At 63.7% G+C, this 12,025-nt stretch carries 13 protein-coding genes and 2 pseudogenes; 11 read left to right on the top strand and 4 right to left on the bottom strand.

The genetic code is table 11. The annotated features are described in order from the left end of the window. Nucleotides 1-114: 114 nt before the first annotated feature. Nucleotides 115-699, bottom strand: a complete 585-nt coding sequence (locus tag I6F37_RS01520; protein WP_036010322.1) for a CoA-binding protein — start codon at nucleotides 697-699, stop codon at nucleotides 115-117. A 26-nt stretch (nucleotides 700-725) separates the two neighbouring features. Further along, nucleotides 726-1,550 carry an enoyl-CoA hydratase gene (locus tag I6F37_RS01515; RefSeq protein ID WP_225150090.1) on the bottom strand — a complete coding sequence of 275 codons (825 nt, stop codon included), beginning with the start codon at nucleotides 1,548-1,550 and terminating at the stop codon, nucleotides 726-728. Nucleotides 1,551-1,635: 85 nt separating this feature from the next. Here I6F37_RS01515 and I6F37_RS01510 point away from each other — a divergent pair, with 85 nt between their 5' ends. The 6 genes from I6F37_RS01510 (at nucleotide 1,636) to I6F37_RS01485 (ending at nucleotide 5,313) form a co-directional block, all read left to right on the top strand. Then, nucleotides 1,636-2,064, top strand: coding sequence for a PaaI family thioesterase (locus I6F37_RS01510; RefSeq protein WP_024341189.1), 429 nt, complete (start codon nucleotides 1,636-1,638; stop codon nucleotides 2,062-2,064). A 158-nt stretch (nucleotides 2,065-2,222) separates the two neighbouring features. After that, nucleotides 2,223-2,687 carry a 50S ribosomal protein L13 gene (gene rplM / locus I6F37_RS01505; RefSeq protein ID WP_018642440.1) on the top strand — a complete coding sequence of 155 codons (465 nt, stop codon included), beginning with the start codon at nucleotides 2,223-2,225 and terminating at the stop codon, nucleotides 2,685-2,687. 1 nt (nucleotide 2,688) lies between these two features. Next, nucleotides 2,689-3,168, top strand: a complete 480-nt coding sequence (rpsI, locus tag I6F37_RS01500; protein WP_018642439.1) for a 30S ribosomal protein S9 — start codon at nucleotides 2,689-2,691, stop codon at nucleotides 3,166-3,168. Nucleotides 3,169-3,397: 229 nt separating this feature from the next. After that, entirely contained in the window at nucleotides 3,398-4,618 is a 1,221-nt protein-coding gene (locus I6F37_RS01495) for a diguanylate cyclase (protein WP_225143269.1), read from the top strand. A 60-nt stretch (nucleotides 4,619-4,678) separates the two neighbouring features. After that, nucleotides 4,679-4,915: a hypothetical protein gene (locus I6F37_RS01490; protein ID WP_036010312.1), complete on the top strand. Its 237-nt coding sequence runs from the start codon at nucleotides 4,679-4,681 to the stop codon at nucleotides 4,913-4,915. 101 nt (nucleotides 4,916-5,016) lie between these two features. Continuing rightward, complete coding sequence (locus I6F37_RS01485; protein WP_025036647.1) at nucleotides 5,017-5,313, top strand: antibiotic biosynthesis monooxygenase; 297 nt, start codon at nucleotides 5,017-5,019, stop codon at nucleotides 5,311-5,313. Between the two features lie 82 nt (nucleotides 5,314-5,395). On the opposite strand, the gene I6F37_RS01480 is transcribed toward I6F37_RS01485, so the two are convergent. Next, a complete protein-coding gene (locus tag I6F37_RS01480; protein ID WP_225143271.1) occupies nucleotides 5,396-6,547 on the bottom strand; it encodes an AI-2E family transporter in 1,152 nt (383 codons plus the stop codon). Nucleotides 6,548-6,897: 350 nt separating this feature from the next. On the opposite strand from I6F37_RS01480, the gene I6F37_RS01475 reads away from it, so the two are divergent. The 3 genes and pseudogenes from I6F37_RS01475 to I6F37_RS01465 all read left to right on the top strand — a co-directional run bounded on the left by I6F37_RS01475 (nucleotide 6,898) and on the right by I6F37_RS01465 (nucleotide 9,152). After that, complete coding sequence (locus I6F37_RS01475) at nucleotides 6,898-7,602, top strand: hypothetical protein (RefSeq protein WP_225150088.1); 705 nt, start codon at nucleotides 6,898-6,900, stop codon at nucleotides 7,600-7,602. 90 nt (nucleotides 7,603-7,692) lie between these two features. Further along, a complete protein-coding gene (locus I6F37_RS01470) occupies nucleotides 7,693-8,466 on the top strand; it encodes a gamma-glutamyl-gamma-aminobutyrate hydrolase family protein (RefSeq protein WP_036025392.1) in 774 nt (257 codons plus the stop codon). Nucleotides 8,467-8,618: 152 nt separating this feature from the next. Next, nucleotides 8,619-9,152 (top strand): annotated as a pseudogene (locus I6F37_RS01465) (transposase). 233 nt (nucleotides 9,153-9,385) lie between these two features. Here the strand turns inward: I6F37_RS01465 and I6F37_RS01460 are convergent. After that, the gene (locus I6F37_RS01460) at nucleotides 9,386-9,616 is read right to left on the bottom strand and encodes a hypothetical protein (protein WP_249786448.1); all 231 of its coding nucleotides are present in this window, start codon (nucleotides 9,614-9,616) and stop codon (nucleotides 9,386-9,388) included. A gap of 191 nt (nucleotides 9,617-9,807) precedes the next feature. On the opposite strand from I6F37_RS01460, the pseudogene I6F37_RS01455 reads away from it, so the two are divergent. Beyond that, nucleotides 9,808-11,189, top strand: a pseudogene (locus tag I6F37_RS01455) (nodulation protein NfeD). Next, nucleotides 11,186-11,947, top strand: coding sequence for a slipin family protein (locus I6F37_RS01450; protein WP_036010294.1), 762 nt, complete (start codon nucleotides 11,186-11,188; stop codon nucleotides 11,945-11,947). Before I6F37_RS01455 ends, I6F37_RS01450 begins: the two are co-directional and overlap by 4 nt. The last annotated feature ends 78 nt before the right edge of the window (nucleotides 11,948-12,025 follow it).

Here is a 12,025-nt window from a genome sequence, read left to right as displayed (position 1 = left end):
GCATGCTGATCGGCGCCGTGCCCGCCGTCAAGGCGCGGCGTCACATCGGAATCATTTTGGGAACGATCGTGCTGCGCATTGTCGCGTTTGCGAAACGAAGCCTTCGCAATCGCGTCAGCTTTGCTCGCTCTTGTTCTTCGCAGCGCGATCCGATGCGGCGGTGTCGCCACCGCCGACACTCATCCGATTGAGGGACAGCCTCATGCCCTGCGTCGGCGCCGGCGCGCGCTTGGAGCTGAGCGTGCGCGAATTCACGCCCATCCAGGAGATTTCTGACGACAGGCGGCCATATTCGATCTTGGGGCAGCGGTTCATGACCACCTTGATCCCGACTGATTCCGCTTTCGCGGCCGCCGCATCGTCGCGCGCGCCGAGCTGCATCCAGATCACCTTCGGCAGCGGGTCGAGCGTGAGCGCCTCCTCGACGACGGGCATGATGTGGCTGGAGTTGCGGAAGATGTCGACCATGTCGACGGGGCGGCCGATATCCGACAGTGATGCGACGAACGGCTTTCCGAGCAGCTCCTTGCCGACATGGCCGGGATTGACCGGGATCATGTCGTAGCCGCGCTGCATCAGGTATTTGAACGCGAAATAGCTCGGCCGCACATTGACCGGCGAGGCCCCGACCATCGCGATGGATTTCACGCTGTTGAGGATGCCGCGGATGTAATTGTCGGGATAGGCGTCGTGGTTCATCACTTATCTTTTCTTGTTGGCGGGGGTCATTCATCCCGCCATGTCGGCGCGCGCTTCTCGATGAAGGCGCCGATGCCTTCCTCGGCGTCGCGCGCCATCATGTTCTCGGTCATCACCTCTGCGGCATAGCGATAGGCGTCTGCAAGGCTCATCTCGGCCTGGCGGTAGAAGGCCTCCTTGCCGAGCTTGATCGTGTAGGCGGATTTCAACGCGACCTGTTGCGCGAGCTCGATCGCGGCGCCGAGTTCGGTGCCGGCGGGAACGACACGGTTAATGAGCCCGATGTCGCGGGCGCGCTCGGCCGTGACAGGCTCGCCCGTCAGCAGCATCTCCATGGCCTGTTTGCGCGGCACGTTGCGCGACAGCGCCACCATCGGGGTCGAGCAGAACAGGCCGATATCGACGCCGGGTGTGGCGAACTTCGCCTCGTGCGATGCGATCGCAAGATCGCAGCTGGCGACGAGCTGGCAGCCGGCGGCGGTCGCGATGCCCTGGACGGCCGCGACCACGGGCTTCGGCAGATGCACGACCGCCTGCATCATCGCGCTGCAGGCCGTCATGATCTGCGCAAAATAAGCCCGACCCCGATCCGGATCGGTGCGGCGCGCGGTCAGTTCCTTTATGTCGTGGCCGGCGGAAAAAGCGGGGCCGTTGGCCGCGATGACGGCCGCGCGGATGTGCTTGTCTTCCGCGATTGCGTTGAGGCTCGCATGCAGCTGTCCGATCATCGCCTCGGAAAGGCTGTTGCGCGCGGCTGGTCGGTTCAGCGTGAGCACGGCGACGCTGCCGACGATCTCGCGCAGCAGGATCGGCGGTTGCGGGGTGGGGGCGCGGGCGGCCTGAACGGACATTGACGCGACTTCCGCTAGATGATTGCAATTGGATCACACCGATAACTTAATGTAACAGGGCAGGCGAAGCGAGGGTGGGGACGGCATGGCGTTAGCGAAAATGAGCGTGGCGGAGCTCGAGCGGTTCCTCCGTGACGAGTTTCCCCAGGCCTTCAGCGGTGACGACATCACGATCGAGAGCGCGGACGGCCAGACCAGCCTCTTGCGCCAGCGCTACAGCGAACGGATGTTGCGGCCCGGCGGAACCGTGTCCGGGCCGACGCTGATGGCGCTCGCGGATTTCGCGATGTACGTGGTGCTGCTGTCCGCGATCGGGCCGATCGGGCTCGCCGTCACCACCAATCTCAACATCAACTTCCTGCGCAAGGGCCAGCCCGGGCAGGACGTGCTGGCCGAGGCCCGGCTGCTCAAGCTCGGCAAGCGCCTTGCGGTCGGGGAGGTGAACCTCTTGTCCGGGACCTCACCCGATCCGATCGCCCATGTCACCTCGACCTATTCCATTCCAAACGTTTGAGCTTTTTACAGGTAATATCGCACCATATTTTTAAGTTATTGAGTTTGCTTAGTTATTTTCGGCTCTGAGGCATTGACCGTTGCGCCGCTCTTCTCTAGAACCGCGCGCAGTCTGGTGCGGTGTTCGCGCCGATATCTCCCGTCCACGGAAACTCCGACATGAAAACCTTTTCGGCAAAGCCGGCTGAGGTGACGAAGAAGTGGGTGCTGATCGACGCCAAGGGTCTGGTCGTCGGCCGCCTCGCCACCATCGTCGCCATGCGCCTGCGCGGCAAGCACCTCCCGACCTACACCCCGCACGTCGATTGCGGCGACAACGTCATCATCATCAACGCGCAGCATGCGGTCCTCACCGGTCGCAAGCGCGAGCAGAAGACCTACTACAAGCACACCGGCTATGTCGGCCATGTCAAGGAGCGCACCGCGCGCCAGATCCTCGAGGGTCGTCATCCCGAGCGCGTGCTCGAGAAGGCCGTCGAGCGCATGATCCCGCGTGGTCCGCTCGGCCGCGTGCAGATGGGTAACCTCCGTGTCTACGGCGGCGCCGATCATCCGCACGAGGCGCAGCAGCCCGAGAAGATCGATATCGCCAAGTTGAACCGCAAGAACACGAGGGCCGCATAACATGGCCGAATCCATTCAGTCGCTCGACCAGCTCTCGCAGCTCAAGACGGCGGCCGCGCCCGAGGCGCCCAAGCACGAGAAGAAGGTCGACAAGTTCAACCGCGCTTACGCCACCGGCAAGCGCAAGGACGCGGTCGCCCGCGTCTGGATCAAGCCGGGCGCCGGCAAGGTCACCGTCAACTCGCGCGAGGTCGAGGTCTATTTCGCCCGTCCCGTGCTGCGCATGATGATCGAGCAGCCGTTCTCCGTGGCCCAGCGTTCGGGCCAGTACGACGTGATCTGCACCGTCGCCGGCGGCGGCCTGTCCGGCCAGGCCGGCGCGGTCCGTCACGGCATCTCCAAGGCGCTCACCTATTTCGAGCCGGAGCTGCGCTCCGTGCTCAAGAAGGGCGGCTTCCTCACCCGCGACTCGCGCGTGGTCGAGCGCAAGAAGTACGGCAAGGCCAAGGCCCGCCGGTCCTTCCAGTTCTCGAAGCGTTAATCGCTTTTGTCGCATTCGCCGCGAAAGCGGCTTCAATGAGATGCAAAAGGGCGCTGATTTCAGCGCCCTTTTTGTTGTTCGTTTGTATGCAAATTGATGGCGTGTTTCCTGAAAACTTAGGGACCGGCGAAAACCTGAATGGAACCCGCGAGACCTAGCGTCGCCTTCGGAAGGGCGCGCAAATCGGCTGGGCCGATCGCGTAACTGCTATGTTCTAGAGGGGGCCGACATGATGTCGCTCGATAGCATCACGCTCTATTTGGTCGCCACCATGGTCGCCGCACTGCTCGGCGCCATGATGGTGTTTTTCGGCAAGCAGGAGAACAGCCCGGCGCTGAAATGGTGGGGCACCGCCTATCTGCTCGGTGCCGCATCCGTCGCACTATGGACCGCGGCGGGCGACAGGCTGGGGCCGCACATTTACCTCGCACTGAACGCGGTCGGTTTCGTCGCCTGCGGCATGGTCTGGAACGCAGCGCGCATCTTCCACGGCCGCAACCCGAACTGGCCGGGGCTCGTGCTCGGCGCGCTCGCCTGGGTCGCGGCTGCGACGCTGCTCGATCCCGCTTCATCGATGCTGCGCATGCTCGTCGGTGCCGGCATCGTCTCGGTGTACGCGGCCCTGACGGCGAGCGAGCTCTGGACCGAACGGCGCAAGAGCGTGCAACGGCGCTGGCCCGCCTTCGTGATGCCGGTGATGCACGGCTGCGTGTTGATGCTGCCGATCCTGATCGGCAGCTTCCTGCGCCCGCATGATGCCGGCTTCTCCTCGAGCATCTGGGTCACCGTGTTCGCGGTCGAGCTCATACTCTATGCCGTCGGTACCGTGTTCGTGATCTTCATGCTGGTGTCGGAACGCACCGTCACCGCGCACCGGACGGCGGCATCGACCGATCCCTTGACCGGCATGCTCAACCGGCGCGGCTTCTCGGAGGCTTGTGCGCGCGTGATCGAGCGCGAGGCCAAGGCCGGGCGGCCGGTGACCGTGATGATCTTCGACATCGACCATTTCAAATCGATCAACGACCGCTTCGGCCATCCCGCCGGCGACGAGATGCTGAAGCTGTTCTCCACCGTCGTGGTCAGCAATTTGCGCATCTCCGACCTGTCGGGCCGCATCGGCGGCGAGGAGTTCGCCGCGCTATTGCCATGCTCACTGGAGGAGGGCGTGCTGGTCGCCGAGCGCGTGCGCGAGGCGTTCGAGACCTCCGGCGTCGTGGTCGACGAAGGTCCGGTCGATACCACCGTCAGCATCGGCGTTGCCGGAGGTCCGGCCGGCACCGAGCTGGAGGTGCTGCTGGCCTCGGCGGACACCGCGCTCTACCAGGCCAAGCGCGGCGGCCGCAACCGCGTCGAGGCGGCCGAGGAGCTGCCGCTGTCGCTGGAGAACTGGCGCCGCCAGAGCGCGGCGCGGACCGGCGCATCGCAGGCGCGTCCGGTCACCGCGTGAGCATGCAGGGCGGGCTTGCGGTAAATCTCTGTTTACCATTCGATCCCTACCATCGTGGTCATGGAATCGATCCGTCGACGGAATCCGCAAGCCGCCCTGATGTCGCTCGAAGCCGAAGCTGCCTCGGCCCGCGGCGGTTTCGCCTGTCTGTTCTCCACTGCGGACGAATACGAGAGCGCGCTGATCACCGAGCGTCGTGCGCAAGGCCGCTACACGCAGCAACGCAGCTACTGGCCGTTCGTGTTGTTCGCGGGTTGTGCGCTGATCGTCGCGGGCACGGTCCTGCTGTTCGCCTGACAGGCCTGCATTTCCAGACCGGGCAGGGCGCCGCTTCAGCGCCTTTTTCTTTGTCGCCATCTGCGGTAGACACGGCCATCAACAAAAAGGGTGGAAAGCCGATGATCACCGAGATCGCGCAAATTGACGTCAAGCCGGGCAGCGAGAAGGATTTTGAGGCCGCCGTTGCCAAGGCCAAGGCCGCTTTCGGCCGCTCCAAGGGCTTTCACGGCTTCGAGCTGCACAAGTCGATCGAGAAGCCGCAGCGTTACCGGCTGATGGTGAAATGGGCGACGCTGGAGAACCACACTGTGGACTTCCGCGGCTCGGAGAATTTCACGGAATGGCGCGGCCTGGTCGGCCAGTATTTTGCCGCGCCTCCCGAGGTCGAGCACACCGAGACCGTGCTGACGACCTGAGGCTTTTTCTCGGGAGCATGATCTTATCGGAAAACCGCTCCACACTTTCCGCTAACGCGGTCCTCCGGGTCCGGATCATGCTCTAGGCCGCCTCCGCGAGAGGCGACGCCTCGTAGGTCTTGACATGGTCGATCATGACCTTGGCGATCGCGACCAGCGGGAGCGCCAGCGCCAGGCCCCAGATGCCGAACACGACGCCCAGCAGGATCTGGAACGCGAACAGCGTGGCCGGCGGGATGTCGAGTGCCTGGCGCTGCAGGATCGGCGTCAGCACGTAGCTTTCCATGGCGTGCACGCCCATGAACAGCAGAAATGCCGACAAAGCGGGGATCCAGCCGGAGGCGAGGCTCGCCAACACCACGATGACGCCGGCGATGATGGCTCCCACCGTGGGGATGAAGGCGAGCAGGCCCGCCTGGATTCCTAGGATGAACGCGCCGGGGATGCCGATGACGGCAAGTCCGATCCAGGTTACGACACCGACCGCGATCATGACGATGATCTGGGCGATCAGCCAGCGCTCGAGCGTTTCAGCGATACGGTCGATGACGATGGCGAAACGGGTACAGTGCCGCGCCGGTGCCAGGAACAGCAGGCCGTCATGATAGACGCTGGGCTGGGCGGCGAAGGCCAGGCCCAGGAACAGCACGATGAAGATGTTGCCGACGCCGTGAATGGTGCCGAGCAGCAGCTTGAGGGTCTGGCTCACGATCGCCCCGCCGCTGGAGGCGAGCGTGCCGGCACTGGGCAGCGGAGCGCGCGAAGGCGTTGCCGGCGCGGGCGTTGCCTCCGAGGAGGTGTTGGCGGCGGGGTCCGAGGCAGCGTTGCCGAGGTCGAAGAAGCTGGTGTCGATGCCGTGGCTCTCGAGCAGGGACCTGACATTGGTGATCTGCGACTTGATGGTCTTGCTCAGCAGCGAGGCCTGTTCGGCAATGGTGGCGCCGCCGAGATAGGCGACGCCCGCGAGCAGCAAAGCGAGCGCAACGCAGACGATTGCAAGCCGGATCGTGTGAGGCAGCTGGACCCGGCGGCCGAGCGCATTGACCAGAGCGTTGAGACCGAGGCCGAGCAGCATGCCGGTGAAGATCAGCAGCAGGGTGGCGGCAAAATACCAGGTGAAGGCGAGCAGCGCGGTGAACAGAACGACGCCGATGCCTCCGGCCGCGATCGCCCAGGCCTGATCCCGCGCGAGGTCGGCACGGGAGCGAGATCGTTCATCTGCGGGAAAGGTCACATCGTATCCTGTCTTTGGTGGCTGCAATGGGAGCACTCTTTCGACAAACACGCTTCCGATCAAGAGCAGGGCTATCGCAGATCACTTTTGGCGGAGGCCTGCGCGCACGCCTCGTCCTTCGAGACGGCGCTTACGCGCCTCCTCAGGATGAGGCTAATCTGGATCAGTGCCTGTTGAAACTGTAGCCACGCACTCCGCCCTCATCCTGAGGAGCCCGCCTAAAGCGGGCGTCTCGAAGGATGACTGCAGGGAAAAGCCCCGATAGCCCCGCGATCAAGAGCGGCAACGCGCCGGTTTGACGCTGCCGCGCGAACGGTGCAGAGCGGTGGCGAAAAGGAAGTGAGGAGCGCTTGGGCGTTATCAGCAAGTGGGCCGGTCTGCTCGGGCTGTTGGCTTTGCTCGTCGGCGGCGACCAGATCCGGATCAACCGGCCGGACCACAAATACCGCCTAACGGTCGAGGTGACGACGCCCGCCGGGATCAAGACCGGGTCGGCCATTCTCGCTGTCGTGCCCGATCGCAACTATAACCGCAGCGGCCGCACCACGACGCGCGGGGAGGCCGTGTTCGTCGATCTCGGCCAAGGCAAGAACATCGTGGTCTTGCTGGCGCACCAGCAGGGCGCCAAGCTCGACCTCGACGACATCAACTATGTGGCGCTCCGCGCCTATGGCGCCGCGCGCGGCAACCGGGTGTCGTTCAAGGACATGAGCCGGCAGTCCGGCGTTGTCCCGGTGCAAGGGGAGCTCATCCCCGCGCTCGTGAGCTTTGGCGATCTCGGGGATCCCAACACCGCGCGCCTTGTCGCCAGCGACAAGGCAGAGGCAATCCTGGGCGAGGGCTATGCGATCCGCGGCTTCTCCGCCGAGGTGGTGCCCAACGGGTTCTGGCCGATCGACTTCGGAGGCGTGCTCGGGGAGCCCGTGACGCGCGGAATCGAGGCCAAGCTTCCCTGGCTGACCGCGCCGGGCGAGACAGCGGCAATTGCGCTGAGGGCCGCGGGTCTGCCCGTGGAGGGCGGGTTGGACGCCCGGGAGGCATTTGCGCGAAAATAGCATTGCCGTCCCGCGATCCCCTCTGTTGAATTTGTTCCATCGGAGGGGCATCTTTGGGGAATCTTCTTATCGGGAGGCGCGGAACGACAGATGAGAAAGCCGGTCGTCGGCGTGATCGGAAATTCCTATCGCGTCGAGAATCGATTTCAGGTCCAGATGGTTGGCGAGCGAAACCTGCGCGCCGTGGCCGAAGTCTCCGGCGGCTTGCCGTTGATGTTCGCTGGAGCCCCCGACATCACGGATATCCCGGCGCTGCTCGATACCGTCGACGGCATCATCCTGACCGGGGCCCGGGCCAACGTTCACCCAACCCGCTTCAACGTCGATCCCTGCGAGAAGCACGAACCCTACGACATCCACCGCGACGAAGTTGCGCTGGCCCTGTCGGTCGCCTGCGTCGCCCGCGGCATTCCGCTGTTCGGCATTTGCCGCGGCCTGCAGGAGATGAACGTCGCCTTCGGCGGCTCGCTGCATCCCGAGATCCGCGAGATCCCCGGCCGCATGAACCACCGCATGCCCCGGCTCGAGAACGGCGAGATCCATCCCGATCCGACCGTGGTGTTCGCCGACCGCCACGACGTCGAGCTGACGCCCGGCGGCGCCTTCGCCACGATTCTCGGCTGCGAGAAGATCCGGGTCAATTCGCTGCACGGACAGGGCATTCTCGATCCCGGCAAGCGCGTGCTGATCGAAGGCATCGCCGAGGACGGCACCATCGAGGCGATCCGCATCGCGGAAGCCCCGAGCTTTGCCCTCGGCGTGCAATGGCACGCGGAGTACGACCCGCAGCACAATCCGATCAACCGCAAGCTGTTCGAGGCCTTTGGCGAGGCGCTGGTGACAAGGCAGAAGGCGGAGGCGTAGCCGCGGTCGTGTCCCGGACCAGCTGCAACGCGGAGCGTTGCGGCGCAGAGCCGGGAATCCAGCTTCTGCCACGTTGCGCACTCGGCTTGGACTGAGTAGGGCGGATTAGCCGAAGGCGTAATCCGCCATCTTTAGTTCATGGGGCAGCTGCAATGCCGAATTACCGCCGTGCATTTGTTCCAGGTGGCTGCTGATTCTTCACGGTCAATCTTCATGATCGTAGGCAGCGGCTGCTCGTCGAGCACATCGCAGCGCTGCGCGCGGCCGTTGCAGCGACCCGTCGGGACTATTCGTTCACTATCGATGCGTTTGTCGTGCTTACGGACCACCTTCATGCGGTCTGGACGCTTCCCCGCGGCGATGCCGACTTTTCGATGCGGTGGAGATTGATCAAAATGCGCTTCGCGAAGTCCCTGCCGAAGACAGAGCCTTTAACCGCTGTACAGATCGCAAGACGGGAGCGTGGCGTATGGCAGAACCGGTTCTGGGAGCACCTCATCCGCGACGAAACCGACTATGCACGCCATATCGAGTATTGCTACATCAACCCAGTCAAGCACGGATATGTGACCCGCGTGTTGGATTGGCCGCATTCGTCATTTCACCGAGATGTCGAGGCCGGACTGTTTCCGGCGGATTGGGCAGGAGATAGCAACGCGGATGGTAACTTTGGCGAACGTGCGTGAGCGTCGCACGCAGTAGGCGGATTACGCCTTCGGCTAATCCGCCCTACGAGGACTGTTTATCCAAGGTGCATCCCGAATTTCCGACGGAGTAAACCAATCAGTAGAATTGCTCCGTCCTGGTTTTTGCGGCTCTGATTTGTTCTTTGAGAACGAATTGGAGTCAGATGCAGAACGAAAGCTGATGGCCGCTCCGTGGCGCAGGATTTCTCTACCGTGTTAAATCGTAGATGCGCTCAGGCTGTGCCCAGCGAGAGCGCCGCGACCGGACTGCGTCCATCGGTCATGCCAACGGCACCAGCCTCACACCGCCCGCTCCATCCGTCGCGCACGATAGGATTGCGTGACATCAGTGTCAGCTTGCGGAAGCTGCTCTCATCCTCATAGCCGGCAGCGCGCGCGATCGTCTTGATCGGCTGCGTCGTCGATTCCAGCAGGGTGCGCGCGTGCTCGACACGGCTGCGCATGATGAAGGATTGCGGCGGCTCGTGCGTGAGTCCTGGAATTTTCGGTTCAACGTACGCTCGCCGAGGCCGAGCGCATCGGCAATCCTGCATGGGCATTCCCATTGCGTTGCACAATCGCAACGTTGATCTCCACGCGCAGCATTGAGGTTCATGAGAAGAATTACCATATGCTCTGCAAGGGAGCCCGTGCCGTGCAGACCATGAAGGCGGCCCTCGTTGCGGCGATCACCGTCGTGGCTTTGATCTGCTGCCTCCTTCCCAGCTCAGCGGAGGAGAGCAAGCGCGTAGCCCTTGTTGTTTCGATCGACGGGGCGATTGGCCCGGCGTCAGCCAGCTACGTCCGGGAGGCTTTGGCCACGGCGAGCGAACGGCGCGCCGAGGTCGTGCTTCTGAGGATGAACACGCCCGGCGGGCTCAATTCCAGCATGCGCGAGATCATCGCGGATGTGCTCGCCTCGCACGTCCCGGTCATTGGCTACGTCGCTCCCTCCGGGGCCACGCGGCGAGTGCGGGGACCTATATCCTTTACGCGACCCACATCGCGGCGATGGCACCAGGTACCAACATCGGTGCGGCGACGCCGGTCCAGATTGGCGGACCGCTGCCGGGCCTGCCGAGCGGCACACCCGACAAGGATGGCAAAGACAAGAAGGATGAGCCGAAGGACGCGATGACGGCGAAGGCCACGAACGATGCCGTCGCCTTCATCCGAAGCCTCGCCGAGCTGCGCAACCGCAATGCGGAGTGGGCGGAGAGGGCGGTCCGCGAGGCCGCAACACTCTCCGCCAACGGCGCGCTGGAGGCACATGCCATCGATCTCGTCGCGCGCGATCAGGCTGAATTGCTGCGGCAGGTTGATGGCCGTGTGGTGGAGCTCGCAGGCGGCAAGACGCAACGCCTCGCAACAAAGGATGCTGTCGTCGAAGCCATCGAGCCCGGACAGATATCCCGGTTCCTGGCGGTCATCACCAACCCGAACGTGGCGTTCATTCTCCTGATGGTCGGCATCTACGGCCTGATCTTCGAGTTCATGTCTCCCGGAGCCGTCGCCCCCGGAGTTATCGGCGCGATCTGCCTGCTGATCGGCCTCTACGCGCTCAATTTGCTGCCGATCAACTATGCCGGCCTCGCCCTGATGCTGGTGGGACTTGTGCTTCTCACCGTCGAAGTCTTCAACCCGACCTTGGTGGTCGGGTTCGGCGGGATCATCGCTTTCGTGCTGGGAGCAATGATGCTCTTCAGGAGCGAGGCGCCTGGGTACCAACTGTCGTGGTGGGTGATCGGCACCACTGCGGTCGTGTTCAGCGGCTTTGTTCTGATCGTGCTTGGCTCACTTCGGCGCGTCCGCAAAGCTCCTGCGCTGCTCGGCGCACAGGCCATGCGCGGCTTGCCCGCCGAGGTTCTCGACTGGAACGGGAACGAAGGTCATGTCTTCGCCCATGGTGAGCGCTGGCAGGCGCGCGGCGCCGAAACCTTCAAGCCCGGAGAGACGGTAGAGGTCGCCAATGTCGTCGACCTGACGCTGCTGATACGCCGCACACCCGCCCGGACAGGCGAGGGAGGTACATCATGACGCTGGAATATCTGACGTATGCGGCGCTTGCGCTGCTTGTCATCGTGTTTCTATCCCAGGCCATTCGAATCCTGCGCGAATACGAGCGCGGCGTCGTCTTCACGCTCGGCCGCTTTACCGGTGTGAAGGGCCCGGGCCTGATACTCCTCATCCCGATCGTGCAGCAACTCGTCAAGGTCGATCTGCGGGTGATGGTGCAGGTGGTGCCGCCGCAGGACGTGATTTCGCGGGACAACGTCTCCGTCAAGGTCAACGCCGTCCTGTACTTCCGCATCGTCGACCCCGAGCGCGCCATCATCAAGGTCGGCGACTACATGGCGGCGACCAGCCAGCTCGCCCAGACCACGTTGCGTTCGGTGCTCGGCAAGCATGAGCTCGACGAGATGCTTGCCGAGCGCGACAGGTTGAACGCCGATATCCAGGAGATCCTCGACAAGCAGACTGACGTCTGGGGCATCAAGGTCACCGGCATAGAGATCAAGGACGTCGATATCAACGAAACCATGGTTCGCGCGATCGCCAAACAGGCCGAGGCGGAGCGCTTGCGGCGAGCCAAGGTGATCAATGCGATGGGCGAGCAGCAGGCCGCCGAAAAGCTCGTCGAAGCCGGCCGGATCCTGGCGCAAGAGCCTCAGGCAATGCAGCTGCGTTACTTCGCAGCTCTGCACGACATCGCCGGTGAACGCTCGTCGACCGTGGTGTTTCCGCTCCCCACCGGCCTGCTCGACCATTTGATGCCGCGACCTGACAACCCGTAACAGAAAGCGGCGAGGTGCTGATCGCGAGCGGGCGCCACGGCTCCGGCCGAGCTGCAGCGGGCGTTCACGGCGACGTGG

It is taken from the genome of Bradyrhizobium sp. NBAIM08, from assembly GCF_020193935.1.
Lineage (GTDB): Bacteria > Pseudomonadota > Alphaproteobacteria > Rhizobiales > Xanthobacteraceae > Bradyrhizobium > Bradyrhizobium yuanmingense.
This window is presented reverse-complemented; position numbering and strand designations above follow the sequence as displayed.